19 protein-coding genes are annotated in these 18,288 nt (G+C 67.8%); 12 read left to right on the forward strand and 7 right to left on the reverse strand.

Features of this window, described 5'->3' with window-relative positions:
- Window positions 1-97: 97 nt before the first annotated feature.
- Window positions 98-529: an ATP-binding protein gene (locus L6Q21_RS02470; RefSeq protein WP_336246221.1), complete on the reverse strand. Its 432-nt coding sequence runs from the start codon at window positions 527-529 to the stop codon at window positions 98-100.
- A 183-nt stretch (window positions 530-712) separates the two neighbouring features.
- On the opposite strand from L6Q21_RS02470, the gene L6Q21_RS02475 reads away from it, so the two are divergent.
- The 3 genes from L6Q21_RS02475 to L6Q21_RS02485 all read left to right on the forward strand — a co-directional run bounded on the left by L6Q21_RS02475 (window position 713) and on the right by L6Q21_RS02485 (window position 3,529).
- On the forward strand, window positions 713-886 hold the full coding sequence (locus L6Q21_RS02475) for a hypothetical protein (protein WP_237828890.1): 174 nt from the start codon (window positions 713-715) through the stop codon (window positions 884-886).
- Entirely contained in the window at window positions 883-2,253 is a 1,371-nt protein-coding gene (locus L6Q21_RS02480; RefSeq protein ID WP_237828891.1) for an L-serine ammonia-lyase, read from the forward strand. The genes L6Q21_RS02475 and L6Q21_RS02480 overlap by 4 nt, the downstream gene beginning before the upstream one ends.
- A gap of 184 nt (window positions 2,254-2,437) precedes the next feature.
- Complete coding sequence (locus L6Q21_RS02485; RefSeq protein ID WP_237828893.1) at window positions 2,438-3,529, forward strand: branched-chain amino acid aminotransferase; 1,092 nt, start codon at window positions 2,438-2,440, stop codon at window positions 3,527-3,529.
- Between the two features lie 1,094 nt (window positions 3,530-4,623).
- On the opposite strand, the gene L6Q21_RS02490 is transcribed toward L6Q21_RS02485, so the two are convergent.
- A complete protein-coding gene (locus tag L6Q21_RS02490; RefSeq protein WP_237828895.1) occupies window positions 4,624-5,844 on the reverse strand; it encodes an NnrS family protein in 1,221 nt (406 codons plus the stop codon).
- The gene (locus L6Q21_RS02495; RefSeq protein WP_237828897.1) at window positions 5,844-6,305 is read right to left on the reverse strand and encodes an Rrf2 family transcriptional regulator; all 462 of its coding nucleotides are present in this window, start codon (window positions 6,303-6,305) and stop codon (window positions 5,844-5,846) included. Before L6Q21_RS02495 ends, L6Q21_RS02490 begins: the two co-directional genes overlap by 1 nt.
- Window positions 6,306-6,391: 86 nt before the next feature.
- Here L6Q21_RS02495 and L6Q21_RS02500 point away from each other — a divergent pair, with 86 nt between their 5' ends.
- Together L6Q21_RS02500 and L6Q21_RS02505 are read left to right on the forward strand one after the other, a co-directional pair.
- Entirely contained in the window at window positions 6,392-6,781 is a 390-nt protein-coding gene (locus tag L6Q21_RS02500; protein ID WP_237828899.1) for a group III truncated hemoglobin, read from the forward strand.
- A gap of 74 nt (window positions 6,782-6,855) precedes the next feature.
- Window positions 6,856-8,787: a S9 family peptidase gene (locus L6Q21_RS02505; protein ID WP_237828900.1), complete on the forward strand. Its 1,932-nt coding sequence runs from the start codon at window positions 6,856-6,858 to the stop codon at window positions 8,785-8,787.
- Between the two features lie 293 nt (window positions 8,788-9,080).
- Here the strand turns inward: L6Q21_RS02505 and L6Q21_RS02510 are convergent, their stop codons facing one another.
- A complete protein-coding gene (locus L6Q21_RS02510; protein ID WP_237828901.1) occupies window positions 9,081-9,341 on the reverse strand; it encodes a hypothetical protein in 261 nt (86 codons plus the stop codon).
- A 133-nt stretch (window positions 9,342-9,474) separates the two neighbouring features.
- Here L6Q21_RS02510 and L6Q21_RS02515 point away from each other — a divergent pair, with 133 nt between their 5' ends.
- The 5 genes from L6Q21_RS02515 to L6Q21_RS02535 all read left to right on the forward strand — a co-directional run bounded on the left by L6Q21_RS02515 (window position 9,475) and on the right by L6Q21_RS02535 (window position 12,670).
- Window positions 9,475-9,960: an Lrp/AsnC family transcriptional regulator gene (locus L6Q21_RS02515; RefSeq protein WP_237828902.1), complete on the forward strand. Its 486-nt coding sequence runs from the start codon at window positions 9,475-9,477 to the stop codon at window positions 9,958-9,960.
- Window positions 9,961-9,962: 2 nt separating this feature from the next.
- Window positions 9,963-10,799: a class I SAM-dependent methyltransferase gene (locus L6Q21_RS02520; protein WP_237828903.1), complete on the forward strand. Its 837-nt coding sequence runs from the start codon at window positions 9,963-9,965 to the stop codon at window positions 10,797-10,799.
- Window positions 10,800-10,915: 116 nt separating this feature from the next.
- Window positions 10,916-11,299: an ArsR/SmtB family transcription factor gene (locus tag L6Q21_RS02525; protein ID WP_237828904.1), complete on the forward strand. Its 384-nt coding sequence runs from the start codon at window positions 10,916-10,918 to the stop codon at window positions 11,297-11,299.
- The gene (locus tag L6Q21_RS02530) at window positions 11,292-11,732 is read left to right on the forward strand and encodes a thioredoxin domain-containing protein (RefSeq protein ID WP_237828905.1); all 441 of its coding nucleotides are present in this window, start codon (window positions 11,292-11,294) and stop codon (window positions 11,730-11,732) included. The genes L6Q21_RS02525 and L6Q21_RS02530 overlap by 8 nt, the downstream gene beginning before the upstream one ends.
- A gap of 221 nt (window positions 11,733-11,953) precedes the next feature.
- Window positions 11,954-12,670, forward strand: coding sequence for a helix-turn-helix transcriptional regulator (locus tag L6Q21_RS02535; protein WP_237828907.1), 717 nt, complete (start codon window positions 11,954-11,956; stop codon window positions 12,668-12,670).
- Window positions 12,671-12,867: 197 nt separating this feature from the next.
- Here L6Q21_RS02535 and L6Q21_RS02540 read toward each other — a convergent pair whose 3' ends face one another.
- Window positions 12,868-13,488, reverse strand: coding sequence for a TetR/AcrR family transcriptional regulator (locus tag L6Q21_RS02540; protein WP_237828908.1), 621 nt, complete (start codon window positions 13,486-13,488; stop codon window positions 12,868-12,870).
- A 131-nt stretch (window positions 13,489-13,619) separates the two neighbouring features.
- On the opposite strand from L6Q21_RS02540, the gene L6Q21_RS02545 reads away from it, so the two are divergent.
- Window positions 13,620-14,165, forward strand: a complete 546-nt coding sequence (locus L6Q21_RS02545) for a hypothetical protein (RefSeq protein WP_237828909.1) — start codon at window positions 13,620-13,622, stop codon at window positions 14,163-14,165.
- A gap of 162 nt (window positions 14,166-14,327) precedes the next feature.
- On the opposite strand, the gene prsR is transcribed toward L6Q21_RS02545, so the two are convergent.
- Both prsR and prsK read right to left on the reverse strand, forming a co-directional pair.
- On the reverse strand, window positions 14,328-15,686 hold the full coding sequence (prsR, locus tag L6Q21_RS02550; RefSeq protein ID WP_237828910.1) for a PEP-CTERM-box response regulator transcription factor: 1,359 nt from the start codon (window positions 15,684-15,686) through the stop codon (window positions 14,328-14,330).
- Window positions 15,683-17,836 (reverse strand): XrtA/PEP-CTERM system histidine kinase PrsK, encoded by a 2,154-nt coding sequence (prsK, locus tag L6Q21_RS02555; protein ID WP_237828911.1) that lies wholly within the window; start codon window positions 17,834-17,836, stop codon window positions 15,683-15,685. Before prsK ends, prsR begins: the two co-directional genes overlap by 4 nt.
- A gap of 271 nt (window positions 17,837-18,107) precedes the next feature.
- Between prsK and L6Q21_RS17930 the strand changes: the two genes are divergently transcribed.
- Window positions 18,108-18,239, forward strand: a complete 132-nt coding sequence (locus tag L6Q21_RS17930) for a hypothetical protein (RefSeq protein ID WP_255696652.1) — start codon at window positions 18,108-18,110, stop codon at window positions 18,237-18,239.
- Window positions 18,240-18,288 lie beyond the last annotated feature (49 nt).

The raw sequence follows: 18,288 nt of genomic DNA on the forward strand, positions 1-18,288 counted from the left end.
TTCCAGGCCCGCGGAAGCGGACTTTTGCGGTTCGCCATCGCGCGCCGGCTTTCGAAGCCGGGTTCGATTGCATAGCCTCTCCGGCCGGCCGTTCCGGTCATGCCGGGCTCGCGGGGCCGAACCGCACTTCCACGGCAAATCCGGGATAGCCGGATATCTGCAGACTAGCCTTGTGCAGCTCCAAGATCGCGAAGACAAGGGTAAGGCCAAACCCCCTTCCCGGCCGCGTGCGACTGTCGTCTGCGCTGTAGAGGCGTTTTGTGAGCTTCGGCACTTCCGCTTCGCTCACGCCCGGCCCGTCGTCCTTCGCCAACAGCCGCACACCGTCCGCCGCAAACGAAAGGGCGATTTCGACGCGTGTCGGCCTTGCGGCCGATGGAGGATACATCGGACGAAGGCGCCATAACGATGCCGGCAGGATTTTCTCAGGGCCGGTTTCGTGAAGGTGCGGTTCATGGGCCTGGCCAAGCTGCGCAGGGCAGCATATTTCTCCTTCGGACAAGGATTCCCTCTGAGCCATGGATCGCATGTCCGGGGAGCCGCCCGGATGTGTCGAACTTTTCCTCGATCGGCGCACGCTCGAGATATCCGACCCTTATCCGCGCCTTTCTCCGGACGGCGGCCTCTGCGAACCGACAGGCTGTCGAGATATCTTCCCTCCCCCCCGTCAACTGGATTTGCGCCGTTCGGTATTCTGCTGCATCTCGGCATCATGAGCCCCGATCGGATCGAAATGGCTTATGCCGTGCGCGAGGAAGTAACGCCGGCGTTTGTGCGGCAGCCGAACATCTTCTCCTGCGACCGCCCAGCGGGCAGCCGCAGCCGTCGTCGGGCGCCTATTCTGTCGGACGGGCGCACGCCATCGGCGCAATACGGGCTGCGATGAACGCCCGCCCGCCCGCGGCTCCGTTGAGCGTCGCCGATCTGTTCACGATCGGCATCGGCCCATCGAGTTCGCACACCGTCGGGCCGATGCGCGCCGCGCTGTCGTTCGCGAAACGGCTTCGCGAGGATGGCATCCGCCCGCTCCGGCTGCGCTGCGACCTGCACGGCTCGCTGGCCTTGACCGGCCGGGGCCATGCGACCGATGTCGCAGTGCTTCTGGGTCTTTCCGGGGAATCGCCCGAAAGCGTCGACCCCGACGCGGTCGAGCCCGTCGTCCAGCACATCCGCCAGAGCGGGCGGCTGAAGCTGGCAGGCGGGGAAGAGATGGATTTCGACGAAGAACGCGATCTGGTCTTCGATCCCGCCTTCCTGCCGGAACATCCCAACGGCATGGTCTTCACCGCCTTCCTGCCGGACGACGGCCGGATCGTGCGGCGCTACTTCTCGATCGGCGGCGGGGCGGTCCGCTGCGGCGAGGAGCCGCCGCCGCTCGCCAATGTGCGGCTGCGCCACCCCTTCCACACCGCCGCAGAACTGCTGCAGGCAGCCTCGGCCGCCGGCCTTTCCATCGCCGAGCTGATGCGCGCGAACGAAACCGCCTGGCGGACGCCGGCCGAAACCGATCTCTTTCTGGACCGGGTGCGCGCCGCCATGTTCGCCTCCATCGAACGCGGCTGCCGGGGCGAGGGCGAGCTGCCCGGCGGCCTCAAGGTGAAAAGACGGGCGCGGGGGATGCGCGAAGGGCTGCTGGCGCGCGGACCGCGTTCGGACCCGAGCCTGGTCTTCGAATGGGTCAGCCTCTACGCGCTGGCCGTCAACGAGGAGAATGCGGCCGGCGGCCGTGTCGTCACCGCCCCCACCAATGGCGCGGCCGGGGTGATTCCGGCCGTGCTGCGATATTATGAAACATTCGTGCATGGCGCCGATGCCGAAGGCGCCCGCCGCTTCCTCTACACGGCCTCGGCGATCGGCTTCCTCTACAAGCTCAACGCTTCCATCTCCGCCGCCGAAATGGGCTGCCAGGGCGAGGTGGGGGTCGCCTGCTCGATGGCGGCGGCGGGGCTGGCGGCGGCGCTCGGCGCCAGCAACGCCCAGGTCGAGAATGCCGCCGAGATCGGCATGGAGCACAATCTGGGCCTGACCTGCGACCCCATCGGCGGGCTGGTGCAGATCCCCTGCATCGAGCGCAACACCATGGGGGCGATCAAGGCCATCAACGCCGCCTATCTGGCGCTGCACGGAGACGGCAGCCACATCGTCAGCCTCGACCAGGTGATCGAGACGATGCGGCAGACCGGCGAGGACATGAAGAGCAAATATAAGGAAACGAGTCTCGGCGGCCTCGCCGTCAACGTCGTGGAGTGCTGACGGCCCCGCTCGCCACCACGGCTTCCTTGCGCTTTTCAACCGGACGGGGGATTGCGGGCCGGTCGGCAACGCCGCCATGGTGGATTCGTCGCGTCGGAGCCTGTCTTCAGGCTTGCCGACTCGGCAAGGCCCGCGCGATGGCGCTGGCCAGCGGAATTCATCTGTTCAACCAAAGTGGACCGACATGCACAGTTCAGAGACATTCATCGTGACGCCGAGCGCCTCCAGGCGCTCGGATGAGGATCGGGCGCGCCTGCTGGCGGATGCGGGGTTCGGCCGCATCTTCACCGACCATATGGTGACGATAAGCTGGAGCCGGGAAAAGGGCTGGCACGACGCAAGGGTGCGGGCGCGCGAGCCCTTCCTGATCGACCCCGCCAGCGCCGTGCTGCACTATGCGCAGGAAATCTTCGAAGGGATGAAGGCCTATCGCCGCGATGACGGCTCGATCACCCTCTTCCGGCCGGAAGAGAATGCCCGCCGCTTCAATCGCTCCGCCGCGCGGATGGCGATGCCCGAAATCCCGGAAAGCCTGTTCATCGGCGCCATCGACCAGCTTCTGGCCATCGACGCAAGCTGGGTGCCGCAGGGCGAGGGCAGCCTCTATCTGCGCCCGTTCATGTTCGCGGACGAGGCTTTCCTGGGGGTTCGCCCGGCGGATCATTACATCTTCTGCCTGATCGCCTCGCCGGCCGGCGCCTATTTCAAGGGCGGCGCGAAGCCGCTCACCCTGTGGGTGACCGACCAGTTCAGCCGCGCCGCGGCGGGCGGCACGGGGGCGGCGAAATGCGGCGGCAACTATGCCGGCAGCCTGGTCGCCCAGGCCGAAGCCACGGCCAATGGCTGCGACCAGGTGGTGTTCCTGGACGCGGCGGAGCATAAATGGGTCGAGGAACTGGGCGGCATGAACATCTTCTTCGTGCTGGAAGGCGGGGAAGTGCGGACGCCGCCGCTGGGCACCATCCTGCCGGGCATCACCCGCGCCTCGATCCTGGAGCTTGCGCGCCTTGCCGGGCATCAGGTCGTGGAAGACCGCTACAGCTTCGAGGAATGGCAGGCGGATGCGGCCAGCGGCCGGCTGCGCGAAGTGTTCGTGTGCGGCACCGCCGCGACGGTGGTGGGCGTCGGCGAGGTCCGCTCGGGCGCGGGGCGGTTCGCGATCGGCGACGGCAAGGTCGGGCCGGTGACCGAGGCGCTGCGGGAGAAGCTGCTGGGAATCCAGAGCGGCAGCCTGCCCGACGACTTCGGCTGGTGCCGCTCCGCCGGCGGGAAGTGACGGGACGGGAAAGGCGATCATGCAGTTTACCAACCAACGGCAATTGTGCGGTCGCCAGCCTGACACCGGAGATTTCCAACAGCCGTCACCCCGGGCTTGACCCGGGGTCCCGCTGTTTTCCTCAAGCGCTGCGCCGGCGGAAAAGCTGGACCCCGGGTCAAGCCCGGGGTGACGAGGGAGTGTTACAGCCGCCGCTTCCCACCGGAACCGACATTAGCCGCCTGGGTTTGCAAACCACACAATCACCATAGGAAAAGGGGCCGGAATCCCCGGCCCCTTTCCCTGTCGCCTGCCTGTCGTGCCAACGCGTGAAGGTCAGGCGTGGACGCTGCTCCGGCGGCGGGGGCGGGCCCGCNCATCGCCCAGGCCGCGGGCTCGGGAACGACGCCGCCCGGCGTTTCGGAACCGAAGGTGATCTGGTCATAGGCGACATAATCGGCGCCGCCGGCGAAATCGATCGACTTCGCCACACCGGCGAAGGTGACGCCGATGGGCGTCCAGACGCAATAGCCGCAGCCTTGCTGGTAGTTGATTCCGAGATCCAGCGTCGCCAGCACATTGCCGGTGCCGTTCTCGCCATCATAGACGGTGATGGAAGCCGCGCTGTTCGAAGCATAGTAGAAAGAGAAGCCGGTGGTGAAGCCGGCGGCATAGGTGATGTTCACCGAGCCGCCCGACAGGAAATAGAGAACGCCGGGGTTGGGCTCGTTCGTGCCGTTATAGTTGTTGATGGCCAGCGCGTTCGGAGTGAAGGCGACGCCATAGTTGGGGCCGCTGTTGCCGTCTCCGCTGGTGCCACCGTTGTAGAAATCGCCGATGGTCGTGCTGTTGCTCGGGTTGGCGACACCATTGAAGTCGAGCACCACCACAGCGGCGGCGGCCGGCATCGCGAAGACGGCCAGCATCGCAGTGCCAAGTACGAACTTGAGCATTGAAAGTCCCTCCTGTTTGCTAATCTTAGCGGAAATAAAACTGCAATTTTCATGCCATAATTAAGTATGATAACTTCTATATTGATATTGTGCGGGATTTTCCGAGACAGGCCGCTCGCCGTCGCACGCAACTGTAAATCCAGCCGACAGCAACGGGGCTTTTCAGCGTCCGGGCGCGGCAGTCTCCGGCCGGGGACGGAGCAGCATCGGCCCATATCCGATTGCGAACAGCAGCATTCCGGCGGACCAGAGCAGGCCGGCGACCGAGGCGCCGAGCGCATGGGAAATGGGCGCGAAGGGCAGCAGGATCCGCGCAAGCGCGCCCAGCGAGACGAGGGCGTAGATGGCGGCGGTGAGCTTGTCGGCGTGTAGCGGCCGGCCGGTGTGGCCACGGCTGGCGCGGGTCATCACCGCGACCGTCAGCAGCCCGATGCCCCCGGCCGTGAGCGCGTGCAGCGCCCCGGCGCCGGCGAAGAGCGCCGGGGCGAGGATGGAAAGGCCGATCAGCGCCAGCCCGGCGGCGAGCCAGAGATAGGCGGCGTGCAGCACCAGCACCAGGCTTTCCCGGCCCGTCCGCCAGCCGCGCCAGCGGGCCATGCGGACGGCGTGGAGCAGCCCGGCGACTATCAGCAGCCAGCCGGCGAGAGCCGCGAAGGGGGCGGCGCACCAGGCGGCGAGGGCGAGCGCGGTGGCGGCCAGCACCGCCTTGTCGAAGCCGTTGAAAGGGGTGGGGAGCGGGGCGAGCCCCTCCTTCTGCATCCAGTTGCCGGTGAAGGAGGGAATGATGCGCCCGCCGATCAGCGCCATCAGCAGGGCGATGGTGGAAAGCGCCAGCCTCTGCCCCAGACCGGCCGGCACCGCCAGGCCGATCGCCTCCGCGTGCCAGAGAAGGTTGGCGGCGGCGAAAAGCGCCAGCATCAGCACGATCGGCAGGTTGCGCCAGTTCCGCCCCGTCAGCACTTCCCGCAAGGCGGCCGCCAGCAGCACGAACAGGAAGCCTGCCTCCACGAGCCGGCCGGGAAGGCCGGCCGCCGGCCACCACATGGCGATGCGCCCCGCCAGCCACAGCGCGAAGAGGCCGGCCAGCGGCGCCCCCATCACCGGCGCCCGCCCGGTCCAGTTGGGGATGGCGGTCAGGAGGAAGCCGGCGACGATGGCGCCGGTGTAGCCGAAGATCATCTCATGCGCGTGCCAGCCGAGCGCATCCCCGCCGATTCCGAGCCGGTAGCCATGGACGAAAGCGCCCATCCACAGCGGCACCGCCAGCGCCCCGAACAGCGCCCCGAACAGGAAGAAGGGGCGGAAGCCGAAGCTGAAAAGGGCGGGGCCGCGAAAGGCGCGGCGCTTCTCCCCGGCGTCGCGGCTGGCGCTTCGGGCGCGCATCAGGCGGGCACCTTCGACGCAGGAGCGGGCGATGCCGGAGCGGGCGGCAGGCCGAGGAGGCGGCCGAGATCGCCCCTGCGGCTGCCGAGGTCGGCCAGCGTGTAGCCGTCGAGCACCGAGAGGAACGCCTTCAGCGCCTTGTCCAGCGCGCAGGCCAGGCCGCAGGCGGGAGCGAGGCGGCAGGTCGCGCAGTCCAGCAGCGCCAGATCCGCCTCCGTGTGGCGGATGATCGCCCCCACATTCATCTCCTCGGCCGGGCGGGCGAGGCGGATTCCGCCGTTGCGGCCGCGCGTGCTGGCGACATAGCCGGCGTTCGCCAGATCGTTCACCACCTTCATCAGATGGTTGCGCGAGATCCGATGGGCGTCGGCGATTTCGGAAATGGAGGACAGGCGCGCCGGCTGCTGCGCCAGATGCATGAGCGTGCGCATGGCATAGTCGGTGTAGCGCGTCAGGCGCATGGGCCCTCCCGAATTGATGCATTTCATTTGCATGTTTTGAGGCGAAGGGCTAGGCCTTTCTTCCAAACGGACGAGGAGCGGCGGCGATGGCGGGGCTGGCAATGGACGAGGACGGGCTGCGGCGACTGGTGCACGCCTTCTATGCCCGCGTCCGCGCCGACGCCGAGCTGGGGCCGATCTTCAACGACGCCGTCCACGACTGGCCGGAGCATCTGCAGACTCTGAGCGACTTCTGGTCCTCGGTGATGCTGACGACGGGGCGCTACAAGGGGCGGCCGATGCCGGCGCATCTGAAGCATCGGGACCGGATCACCCCCGAGCTGTTCGGGCGCTGGCTGCGGCTGTGGGCCGAGACCAGCGACGAACTGATGCAGCCGGAGGTGGCGGCGGCCTTGCAGGCGAAGGCGGCGCGCATTGCCGAGAGCCTGCAGATGGGCCTCTTCTTCCGGCTGGAGCCGCGCGGGACAGCCGCCTGACGGCCCGCCCCCGGACGGGTTGACGGCAGGCGCTTTCCTGCCCGACATTCCGGCTTTTCCCGGAAAGGCTGTTCATGGTTTCAAGGCTCGTCCTTCTGCTGCTGCTGACCCCTCTTTCCCTCGCGCAGGCCGCGCCGGCGGTGGAGACGCGGCAGGTGGGCAGCGCCACCTTGCAGAATGTGCCGCCGGTGCCGGCCGAGGTCTCGGCGGCGGTGCAGCGCTACCAGAACAGCCGCGCCGCGCGGTTCGAGGGCTGGCTGCCCGACGGCTCGATTCTGATCGCCACCCGCTTCGGCGCGACGCAGCAACTGCACCATGTGGCGGGCCCCGGCGCGGCGCGCACGCAGATCAGTTTCGGCGACGAGCCGGTCGCTTCCGCCCATGTCATTCCCGGCACGGACAGGTTCGTGAAGCTGCGCGACACCGGCGGCGACGAATGGTTCCAGCTTTATGTGCAGGGGCTGACGGGCCCGGCCCGGCAGCTTTCGGCGCCAGGCACGCGCAACGGCGCGCCGGTGTTCACCAAGGACGGCTCGCGGATGGTCTGGTCGCAGGCGACGAAGGGCTCGCGCGCCTACAGCCTGCTGGCGGCTGATCCGCTACGTGAGGCCGCACCGACGAAGCTGATCGAGGTGGAGGGCGCCGTCTCCCCCGCCGATCTCTCGGCCGACGGCGGGCAGCTCCTCTACATCCGCAGCCTGTCCAACCGGGAAAGCCAGATTTTCCTGCTGGACGTGGCCAGCGGCAAAAGCCGGCGGGTCACCGCCGAAAAGCCCGCCGCGCGCTATCAGGATGCCCGCTTCCTGCCCGGCGGCCAGAGCCTGATCGCCATTTCCGACCGCGACAGCGACACCCGCCGGCTGGTGGAGATCGATCTGAAGAGCGGCCGGGAAACGGTGCTGACCCCGGGGCTGAAATGGGATGTGGAAGCCTTCGACCTCTCGCCGGACGGGCGGGTTCTGGCCTGGTCGGTGAACGAGGACGGCTATTCTAGGGTGACGGTGACCGACCGGGTGACGCGCCGGGCGCTGCCGCAGGCGAAGCTGCCCGAAGGCGTGCTGACGGCCCTGCAATTCTCGCCGGACGGCGGGCAGCTGGCGCTGGGCTTCACCGGCGCGACCTCGGCCGGCGACGTCTGGAGCTGGAAACTGGCGGACGCCTCGCTGACGCGCTGGACCACGTCCGAACTGGGCGAGCTCGACCCGGCGAAGCTGGCCACACCCAGTCTCATCCACTTCAAGAGCTTCGACGGCCGGCAAATTCCGGCCTTCGTCTATCGGCCGGCGGGGCTGGCACCGGGCACGCGCACGCCCGTCATCGTCGACATCCACGGCGGGCCGGAATCGCAGACCCGGCCGGTGTGGAACTATGGCGCGCAATATTTCGCCGACGCCTTGCAGGCGACGGTGATCCTGCCGAACGTGCGCGGCTCGGACGGCTATGGGAAACTGTATCTGAACCTCGACAATGCCGAGAAGCGCGAGGATTCGGTGAAGGACATCGGCGCGCTGCTGGACTGGATCGGGGCGCAGCCCGATCTCGATCCGAAGCGGGTGGCGGTCTATGGCCAATCCTATGGCGGCTATATGTCGCTGGCTTCGATGGTGCATTATTCCGACCGGCTGGTGGGCGGGGTGGAGCGCTATGGAATCAGCGATTTCACCACCTTCCTGGAGCGGACCGAGGCCTATCGGCGCGACAACCGCCGGGCGGAATATGGCGACGAGCGCGATCCGAAGATGCGGGCGCTGTTCCGGCAGATCGCGCCGGCCAACAATGTGCACAGGATCGGCAAGCCGATGCTGGTGATGCAGGGCGCGAACGACCCGCGCGTGCCGCAGTTCGAATCCGACCAGATCGTGGAGAAGCTGCGGGCGAACGGCAACGAGGTCTGGTATGTGCTGTTCGCCGACGAGGGCCATGGCTTCCTGAAGAAGCCGAACAACGACCTCCGCCGCGAGGTGGAGACGCTGTTCCTGCGCAAGCTGTTCGAGGAAGGGAAATAAGGCTTTTCCATTAGCTTGCGCCCCCTATCCCTCTCGTCACCCCGGGCTTGACCCGGGGTCCAGCTTTTGCCCACGTCGGCGGAAAAGCGGGATCCCGGGTCAAGCCCGGGATGGCGGAAAACACATCCCTTACCTGTATGAATCCCCAAACTGGCGCCGCAGGCCGTTACCCCTTTTCACAGCCCAGCCTGGACACATCCGCCGAGAATCGGGGGTGCGAGCGGCGTCACGCCCCTGCCGGGTCCAGGGCAGAGCCCTGGCCGCCGGAGGCAAACCCCGACGCCCCCATATTTTCAGGCAGCCTCCCGCCAGCGCATCTGCTCGAGCCGCACGCCGCGCACGCCGACGAGGCTGCGCATGCGCTGGGCGATCTGCTCGGCTTCGAGATCGGCGAGGCCGGCCACGTCCACGTCCACCTGCAGCTGGCCGGCGAGGACGCGGCTGCGCACGCGGCTGGGCACATGGTCGCGCAGCGCGAAGAGGTTGAGGATGCGGATGAGCATCCCCGGGTCCGGCTCGGCGGTTGCCTGATAGCTGGCCTGGTGACGCGTCATGTTCCTGTTCTCCGCCTGGGTTGATCGAGGCGTTTTTTTAGACCCCGGCGCCGGGCAATTCCTGTCTTTCTCTTGCGCGCAGGGGATTTGGAGAGCAATAATCCACCCATCACTATGCTGTATGGGGTGAAAATTGCCTTTGGATAGCTGGGATCGCCGGATTCTTGCCCTGCTGCAGGAAGACAGCTCCATTTCCATCGCCGAGCTTTCCGAGCGGGTGGGGCTTTCGCAATCGCCTTGCTGGCGGCGCGTGCAGCGGCTGCGCTCGGAAGGGATCATCCGCGCCGAGGTGGCGCTGGTCGATCGCGGCAAGGTGGGGCTGAAGACGCAGATCTTCGCGCAGGTGAAGCTGTCGGCGCAGGGGCGGCAGCATCTGGACGAGTTTTCGGAAGCGATCCGCCGATTCCCCGAAGTGCTGGAATGCTGGGTGCTGATGGGGCCGGTGGACTTCCTGCTGCGAATCGTCGCGCCCGACGTGGAAAGCTACGAGCGCTTTTTCTTCGAGCGGCTGTCGCGGGTGCCGGGCATCCAGGAAATCACCTCGACAGTGGCGCTGTCGGAGATCAAGGCAACGACGGCGCTGCCGATCCCGGCGGCGGACGGCAATGGAGGGCGGTGACGATGGCTAGCCGGCATCAGGGCGAGGATTGGGCGGGCGACCGGGGCGCGAAATGGCTGCGCGACCTTGATGTGATGGAAGCGATGCTGGCGCCGGTGGGCGAGGCGCTGCTGGCGCAGGCGGCGCTGGCGCCGGGCGAGCGGGTGGTGGACATCGGCTGCGGCGGCGGCCCCACCAGCCGGCGCGCAGCCGACGCCGTGGGCGCGGACGGGCTGGTGCTGGGGCTAGACATTTCGCCGGCGCTGGTCGCCGAAGCCGCACGGCGCGCGGAAGGGGTGGCGCAGCTTGCCTTCCGGCTGGGGGACGCCGGCCGCGAGACTCCGCCCGAAGCGCCGTTCGACCGGCTGATTTCCCGCTTCGGGGTGATGTTCTTCCCCGATCCGCCGCAGGCCTTCCGGCATCTCGCCTCCTTGCTCCGGCCGGGCGGGCGGATGGACCTCGCCGTCTGGGCGGACCCGCGCCGGAACCCCTGGATGATGGAAATGCGCGCGGCGATCGGCGCGCATGTGGAGCTGCCCAGCCCCGAGCCGCTGGCCCCCGGCCCCTTCCAGCTGGCGGACCCGGATTATCTCGATTCGCTTCTGCAAGGCGCCGGCTTCCAGGCGGTGGAGCGGCGGCTGGTGGAAATGCCCTTGCTGCTGGCGGGGCCGGGGGCCTCCCCGGCGGAGACGGCGCGCTTCGCCAGCCGCGCCTTTGCGATCGGCGAACTGCTGGACGCCGCCGACGAGGGCGTGAAGGCGGCGGCTCTCGCCGACCTGGAGGCGCTCTACACCCGGCACCAGACGGCGGAAGGCGTGGCGATGCCGGCGGCTTTCTGGCTGGTCCGCGCTGCGCTTTGAAGCGCCGGCGCGCTACGCTTTGAAGCACCCGCCATATTTGCGGATTTCATAATAAGTGGCATTTAGGGGAAGCACGGCGCTTCCGCCGCCGGCTGAGCGCTGGAAAGAGGATTGCAATGACGGCTGCCGCCCTCCCCGCCGATGGCGAACTGGTGCCGCTGGGCCGCGACGCCGATCGCATGGCGCGCGTGCTGCGGCTGCTCGCCAACCCGGACCGGCTGAAGATGCTCTGCCGCATGGGCATGGGCGAGATGGATGGCGGCCGGCGGCCGACGGTCGGCGAGATGGTGGGGATGACGGGGCTGTCGCAATCGCGGGTGTCGCAGCATCTGGCGCTGCTGCGCGAGGTGGGCGTGGTGACGCCGCAGCGCGAAGGGCAGCAGGTGCGCTACCGCCTCGTCGATCCGCGCGTGCGGGCGGTGATGGAAGCGCTCTGCGACCTGTGCGAGGCGGGGCTGCCGCCCTCGCGCCTCGACGCGCTGGAGCCGGGCGATGGCTGAGGCGGCGGAACTCTGCCCCTGCCCGGCCTGCGGCGCCGTCAACCGCGTTCCGGCCGCCCGGCTTTCGGACGGGCCGGTCTGCGGGCGCTGCAAGGCGCCGCTGTTCGCTGGCAAGCCGCTGGCGCTCGACGAGTCGGGCTTCCGGCTGCACCGGGATCGCGGCACATTGCCGCTTCTGGTGGATTTCTGGGCCGGCTGGTGCGGCCCATGCCGGGCCATGGCGCCGGCCTTCGAAGCGGCCGCCGCCCGGCTGGAGCCGCGCCTGCGGCTGGCGAAGCTGGACATGGACGCCGCGCCGCAGCTTTCGAATGCCCTTCAAATCCAGTCGGTTCCAACGCTGATCCTGTTCCGGGGCGGGCAGGAGGCGGAACGGGTTTCGGGCGCGCTTTCCCTGCCGCAGATAGAGGCGTTCGCGCGGCGCGCGCAGGGCTGAAACGCCTGTCGCGGTTTTTTGCCTTCCCACGGCCCGCGCCATGGCTTGACGGCCATGCCCCCTCCCCGCACAATCCGCGAAACTTCGGCTGAAAGCGGTCAGACAAAAGTCCGCGCAGCCGGGCATGGACCTGATCCGGGCCTTTCAGCAAATGGCCGGGCCAGCGGGAGGAGACTGGAATGACCCTGGGCGCGGTTGCCGTTTCATCGAAGGCGGATATCTTGCGAGCCGCGATCGCTTTTCGCGACGCCGTCGCCGCATTGGGCGATTATAACGTCATCATCAGCGACAATATCGCCACCCGGCGCCCCATGGCGGACGCCAGCGGCGCGGTGCTGGCCGATGTGGTGTTCGGCTTCCAGCCGCCCGAGGAGCAATGGTGGCGCAACGGCCAGCTAGCCCTGCAATCGCCGATGGCGCGCGCCTGCCGCTACGAAGGCCAGCCCTTCTGGGCCAATTCCGACGGCTTCTTCACCCGCCACCACAATATCTATCTGGACGCGCTCAGCCGTTCGGATTTCGATTTCCGCTCGCTGTTCACGGCCGCGATCGTGGTGCCGGTGCATCTGCCCTTCGGCCAGATCGGCATGGCGGCCTTCGGCGTCGCCGACCGCGCCCGGCGCGACCTCTCCGCCGAGTTCGAAGCCAACGCGGACCAGCTGATGCTGCTGACCCACCCCTTCATCACCAGCTACACCCATGTCACCCGCCGCCGCCAGTGGCTGCCGACCGACTGCCAGTTGACGAAGCGGGAAGTGGAATGCCTGCGCTGGGCCGCCGTCGGCAAGACGGACAAGGAAATCTCCATCATCCTCTCGCGCAGCCATGCGACCGTGCGATTCCACATCCAGAACGCCGGCGCCAAGCTGGACGCGGTGAACCGCAGCCAGACGGTGTTCAAGGCGGCGCAACTGGGCTTCATCGGCCTCGCGAACTAGGCCGGGAGCCCATACAAGCCCTTGCTTCCTTCCCCGTCACCCCGGGCTTGACCCGGGGTCCAGCTTTTCCGCTGGCGCCTCGCTGGAGAAAGAAAGCCAGACCCCGGGTCAAGCCCGGGGTGACGAAGAATAATGGGGCGCCGAAGCGGAATACCGCGCCCTGAACCTGGCCAGGCCGGGTCGCAAGGCGGCGCGGATCAGCCCAGGGGCGTTGGCACGCCGGCGACCGCCGCAGCCGCCCGGCAGACGGCGGCTTCCGCCTCGGCCGGAGACATGTCCTGCTGATCCCGCAGGCGCTGCCAGGTTTCGATCGACAGCACCAGGTTCAGCAATTCGACCAGTTGCCGGTCCGACTTCACCTGCTCGGGCAGGAAGGCCGCGATCATTTCGCGGCTGATGGCCGTCACCTGCTGGTGCTTGCCGGCCACCAGCCGGCTGCGGTGGCGGTGCACGTCCATCGCGGTCTTGTAGGGGGCGATGGTTTCGAAAAGCTGCGCCCGGCGGGAAACGGATTCGAACAGCACCGCGGGCCATCCGCTTTCTTCCATCGGTGCTTCCAGCATCGGCCGCACCCGCTCGAAGACGATCGCGGCGATTTCGATGTGGAGATTCTCCATCTCATCGAAATGACGGAACACCGTCCGCAGCGACACCCCCGCCTTGGCGGCGATGGACTCCGCCGTCGGCGACGGTTCCCCATTTTCCAGAAGGGCCACAAGGGCCGCCAGGATTTTCCGGCGACTGGTTGCGGAACGTTCACGACGGCCATCCACTTTGGAGGCGGTGTGCGAGGGGGCGTTAACACCTGAGCTGGCCATGGGCGCCTCCCCTAGGCGATGTGCCTGGCCATTAAAAGTGCTTCCGGCTGCAGCTTTATCAAATAACGCCAATTAAACGCATTTTCCACAATTGTCTGTCCTACAATATCCAATATGGTTATCTTTCGACCATGAACAGCGAACAGGACAAGCGGATCGGCTGGTTGGCGGCGCATGGCGGCCGGCTTCTGCTGACGGAAATGGCGCTGCGGCTGCGCCGCCCCTCGCGCCTGTCCGCGGCCGAGCAGGAGCGGCTGCTGGCCGCGATGCTGGAAACGGGCGGTCTGGAGGCCGCCTGCCGCCAGGCCGGAGTGACGCTGGGGATGGTGCTCGGCGAGCGGCTGTCGAACCCGGCGTTCCGCCGCAACTGGGCGCGGGCGCAGCAGGAACGCCGGGCGATCCTGGAAACGCTGCTGACGGATCTGGTGCTGCGCGGCCTGCTGCCCGACCCGGAAAAAACGGTCGGCGAATCCCGCGAGAAGTTCCTGGCCGGGCTGGCGCAGACTTTGGCGGAACGCGCCGCCCCCGCGGCAAGAGGCGCGAAGCGCACGCCGGAAAAGACACGCGCCGCACGGCCGGCAGCCCCCTCGCCGGGGGAGGCCGACGAGCTCGTGAAACTGATGCAGCAGGTGGAGAGCCGAATCGCCGAGGCGGAAGTGGCCTCCGTGCCGAAGTGAAACTCCATGGCCCCATCATACTCCGTCTCCCCGGGCTTGACCCGGGGTTCAGCTTTCCTCCTCCGACGTCGTGCTGGCAGAAAAGCTGGACCCCGGGTCAAGCCCGGAGAAACAGAAGCAGGCGAGAACGGCTTTCCACGAATAGGAACCGACCCATGGCCTTCACGGCGCCTGGATGTTCAGTTCCCGGATCATGTCGTAAAGCGTCGGCCGGCTGATCCCCAGCAGGCGGGCGGCCTGGCTGATGCTGCCGCTCGCCGCCGTCAGCGCCGCCGAAATCACCCGCCGGTCGGAGGCCATCCGCGATTCCCGCAGCGTCTGCAGCGCCGCGTCCGGGCTGTCGGCGAGGTCGAGGTCGGCGGCGGTGATGCTGTTGCCGTCGGCCATGATGGCGGCGCGCTTCACCCGATTCTCCAGCTCGCGCACATTGCCGGGCCAGCTGTGCAGGTTGATCGCCGCCAGCGCGCCCGGCCCGAAGCGCAGCTGCGCCCCGCCGGGCCGGTCGGCCGTGTAACGCCGCAGGAAATGGTTGGCGAGAAGCGCCGCATCCCCCTCCCGCTCGCGCAGCGGCGGAATGCTGATCGTCACCTCGGCGATGCGGTAGTAGAGATCGTCGCGGAAGCTGCCGTCGGCGATCATCTTCTTCAGGTTGCGGTGGGTGGCGCAGATGATGCGCGTGTCCACCTCGATCGACTTGCGGCCGCCCACCCGCTCGATCACCCGCTCCTGGATGAAGCGCAGCAGCTTCACCTGCAGCGGCAGCGGGATGTCGCCCACTTCGTCCAGGAACAGCGTGCCGCCCTGCGCCAGCTCGATCTTGCCCTCGGTGGTCTTCACCGCGCCGGTGAAGGCGCCGCGCTCATAGCCGAACAGCTCGGCCTCCAGCAGGTTTTCCGGGATGGCGCCGCAATTGATCGCCACGAACGGGCCATTGGCCCGGTGGGACGACATGTGCAGCCCCCGCGCCAGAACCTCCTTGCCGGTGCCGGACGCGCCCAGCAGCAGCACCGACACATCGGTCGGCGCCACCCGCTCCACCATCGCCGAGACCTTCAGCATCTCGGGCGAGGCGGTGATCAGATTCGCCAGCGGCGAGGCGACGGCGCCGGCCGCCAGCCGGCGGTTCTCCGCCTCCAACTGCGCCACATGGAAGGCGCGGCTGACGATGAAGCCCAGCTCGTCGATGTCGACGGGCTTCATGTAGAAGTCGAAGGCGCCCAGCGCGATCGCCCGCCGGGCGTTGTCGCGCGCGCCATGGCCGGAAGCGACGATCACCTTGGCGTGCGGCGCCAGGCTCATGATCTCCTCCAGCGTCGCGAACCCTTCGGAGGTGCCGTCGGCGTCGGGCGGCAAACCAAGGTCCAGCGTCACCACGGCGGGCTTGCGCGCCTTCAGCTGCTCGATGGCGCTTTCCCGGTCGCCCGCGATCAGCACCTCATAATCCTCATAGGCCCAGCGGAGCTGGCGTTGCAGCCCGGCGTCGTCCTCGACGACCAGAAGGACCGGCTTTTCGTCTGTCATGCTGGATGAACCCTGTGGCGTATGCCCTGCCCGGATTCCGGAAGGGCGGGTAGATAGATGGTGAAACGGCTTCCTTCGCCCGGCCGGCTTTCCACTTCAAGCCTGCCGCCGTGCGCGCGGGCGATCTCGCGCGCTTCAAATGCGCCGATTCCGAAACCTCCGTCTTTCGTGGAACGAAAAGGCTTGAACAGCTCGTCGCGGATGAAGCTGCGGGACATGCCGTGGCCGCTGTCGGCGACGGATATCCTGAACTGGGCACCGACGCGCTCCAGCGAAAGCCGGATCAGGGCTTCCGGCGCGCTGGCGTCGACGGCGTTCTGCACCAGATGCGTCAGCATCGCCTCCAGCCGCGAGGCGTCGCCCGCCACCGGCGCCGGAAGCTCCGCGCCTTCCAGTTCCAGCGCCGCATGCTGGCGGCGGACGGAAGCGGCGACCATCGTCAGGATCCGCGCCACATCGGCCTCGCCCATCGCCCCGTCCCCTGCGCCACCACCGGCACGGCCGTCATTCTCCCGCCCCATCAGCTTCAGGAGGTCGGTCATCTTGGCGACGCTGCCGTTCAGCGTGGCGATCATGTCGGCGCGGAACTCCGGCTTGTCGGCGTGCCGCTCGGCGTTGCGCGCCACCAGCCCAAGTTGGCTGACGACATTCTTCACATCGTGCATCACGAAGGCGAAGCGGCGGTTGTATTCGTCGAAGCTGCGCGCCTCGTCGAGTTGTGCCTGGGTCTCCGCTTCCGCCAGATAGGAGGCCCCCTGCCGCCCGAGCGTCCGCAGCAGGTCGAAATCCTCCCAGTTCAGGTCGCGGGCGGCCAGGCTCCGCTCCAGCAGCAGGATGGCGATCAGCTTCTCCCGGTGGATCAGCGGCACGCCCAGCCAGATGGCGCGGTCGGCCGCCGCCCATTGCGGCAGCTTCAGCAGGCCATGGCTGCCCGGACCGCCATTCGCGCTCGCGGCCTCGCGGCGAAGCTGGTCGAAGTCGGCGATCCGCCCGCTTTCGTGGAAGAACAGCAGGATCGCCGAGCTGTCGGCGATGTGCGGCGCGTCGAGAGAGGGCCAGCCCCAGCGCGAGGACAGTTCATAGCCGCCGGCGTCCGAAGGCTCCAGCAGCGCGCCGCCGGGGCAGTCGAGCACGGTCGCCACCGCCTCGATCAGCCGCTCGCGGAAAGGCGCCTGCCCGGCGACGCCGGGCTGGGCGTCGATCTTCTCGATGAAGCGCAGCCACTCCACCCGATAGTCGTAGCGGTAGCGGTAGAAGTTGCGGGCGATCCGCACCTTCAGCTCGGCGCGGAAGCGCGGGCTCAGCACCACCAGCGCCCCGGCGATCAGCGTCACCGCCAGGAAGGTCACCTGCAGCAGCTGCCCCCAGTTGCCGCCCGTCATCTTCAGCCCGTAGGCGAGGATCGACATGGCGATGAGGTAAAGCCCGATCATCGAGAAGCTGACGGTCTGGAAGGCGGCCTGCCGGGAGAGATGGAATCGCCCACCGCCATCCTGCCGCAGCGCCAGATAGATGAGCGGCGCCGCCAGCGCGTTCACCGCGCCGCGAATCTCCAGCAGCGACAGATTGGGTTCGCCGATCAGGAAATGCAGGGTGTAGAGGTTCAGGTCGTAGGCGAAGATCACCCCCAGCCCCACCGCGAACAGCCGGAAGGAAATGCCGCCGTCGTTGCCGCTGTTCACATAGAGATTGTGCAGCAGCACCAGCCCCGAGATCGCCAGCACCAGCCGCAAGGCGACGAACAGCAGCGCGCCGGGATGCTGTTCCGACAAGGGCAGGGCGTTGGCCCCCACCTGGAACATCACGTCCAGCGCCAGTTGCAGCGCGATCACGAAGCCCAGCCCCAGCGCCACGGCGAAGCTCTGGTGCGGGCTGCTCGCCAGCCCAAGCGAGCGGCGCTGCAACAGCAGCAGCACGCCGATCCAGGCGGCCGACCGGATCGTCTCCAGCCGAGAGAGCCAAGGGAAGCTGTCCGCGCCATAAAGCCCGGCGATCACCTGCCCCACGGCCCAGAAGGCGGTCAGGAACGAGGCCAGCGCCACTGCCAGGCGCACGCCGCTCGGCGACCGCTTGATGGCCAGCGCCAGCCCAAGCATGGCGAAGGCCAGCGCCGCCGCCATATGGCTCAATTGTCCGATCGTGCCCATCATCTCCGGCCAGCGTAGCCGATCACGCCCTCCCCAACGAGCCGGCACCCCCATTGCGGGCCGCCCTGTAAAAGTCTTTTACATTCAACTGACCGCTGCGGCTACGGTTTTCCCCCAGGAGCCATGCCGCTCCAGATGCCGCACGGCTTGCCCGGCCCTCTCACCGCCTGTTATCGCCCGCTTGCGCCGAACCCTCGCAGGCGCCAGACGCCTTGCGACCGGCAAGCTATCGCGCCGCCCGGGGGGAAGCAATATCCGGGGGGGAAAGCAAGATATGGCAGAGAAGAAGGCGGAACGGGAGGCGCGGCTGAAGGCGGCGCTCCGCGACAATCTGAGGAAGCGCAAGGCGCAGGAGCGCGACTCGCGCGAGCCGTCCGCGCCAGACCCGGAACCGGACGCGGGCTGACGCCAACCCCCGCTTCCCGTCTTGGCTTCCGGCCCGCCTCTGGCCTAAG

Source organism: Sandaracinobacteroides sayramensis (genome assembly GCF_022014495.1).
In the GTDB taxonomy this organism is placed as follows: Bacteria; Pseudomonadota; Alphaproteobacteria; order Sphingomonadales; family Sphingomonadaceae; genus Sandaracinobacteroides; species Sandaracinobacteroides sayramense.

Excerpts from the sequence above, each read along its gene's own strand:
- L6Q21_RS02470 (WP_336246221.1), bottom strand. The coding sequence starts at position 529 with ATGCGATCCATGGCTCAGAGGGAATCCTTGTCCGAAGGAGAAATATGC.
- L6Q21_RS02475 (WP_237828890.1), top strand. The coding sequence starts at position 713 with ATGAGCCCCGATCGGATCGAAATGGCTTATGCCGTGCGCGAGGAAGTA.
- L6Q21_RS02480 (WP_237828891.1), top strand. The coding sequence starts at position 883 with ATGAACGCCCGCCCGCCCGCGGCTCCGTTGAGCGTCGCCGATCTGTTC.
- L6Q21_RS02485 (WP_237828893.1), top strand. The coding sequence starts at position 2,438 with ATGCACAGTTCAGAGACATTCATCGTGACGCCGAGCGCCTCCAGGCGC.
- L6Q21_RS02490 (WP_237828895.1), bottom strand. The coding sequence starts at position 5,844 with ATGCGCGCCCGAAGCGCCAGCCGCGACGCCGGGGAGAAGCGCCGCGCC.
- L6Q21_RS02495 (WP_237828897.1), bottom strand. The coding sequence starts at position 6,305 with ATGCGCCTGACGCGCTACACCGACTATGCCATGCGCACGCTCATGCAT.
- L6Q21_RS02500 (WP_237828899.1), top strand. The coding sequence starts at position 6,392 with ATGGCGGGGCTGGCAATGGACGAGGACGGGCTGCGGCGACTGGTGCAC.
- L6Q21_RS02505 (WP_237828900.1), top strand. The coding sequence starts at position 6,856 with ATGGTTTCAAGGCTCGTCCTTCTGCTGCTGCTGACCCCTCTTTCCCTC.
- L6Q21_RS02510 (WP_237828901.1), bottom strand. The coding sequence starts at position 9,341 with ATGACGCGTCACCAGGCCAGCTATCAGGCAACCGCCGAGCCGGACCCG.
- L6Q21_RS02520 (WP_237828903.1), top strand. The coding sequence starts at position 9,963 with ATGGCTAGCCGGCATCAGGGCGAGGATTGGGCGGGCGACCGGGGCGCG.
- L6Q21_RS02525 (WP_237828904.1), top strand. The coding sequence starts at position 10,916 with ATGACGGCTGCCGCCCTCCCCGCCGATGGCGAACTGGTGCCGCTGGGC.
- L6Q21_RS02530 (WP_237828905.1), top strand. The coding sequence starts at position 11,292 with ATGGCTGAGGCGGCGGAACTCTGCCCCTGCCCGGCCTGCGGCGCCGTC.
- L6Q21_RS02540 (WP_237828908.1), bottom strand. The coding sequence starts at position 13,488 with ATGGCCAGCTCAGGTGTTAACGCCCCCTCGCACACCGCCTCCAAAGTG.
- L6Q21_RS02545 (WP_237828909.1), top strand. The coding sequence starts at position 13,620 with ATGAACAGCGAACAGGACAAGCGGATCGGCTGGTTGGCGGCGCATGGC.
- prsR (WP_237828910.1), bottom strand. The coding sequence starts at position 15,686 with ATGACAGACGAAAAGCCGGTCCTTCTGGTCGTCGAGGACGACGCCGGG.
- prsK (WP_237828911.1), bottom strand. The coding sequence starts at position 17,836 with ATGATGGGCACGATCGGACAATTGAGCCATATGGCGGCGGCGCTGGCC.
- L6Q21_RS17930 (WP_255696652.1), top strand. The coding sequence starts at position 18,108 with ATGGCAGAGAAGAAGGCGGAACGGGAGGCGCGGCTGAAGGCGGCGCTC.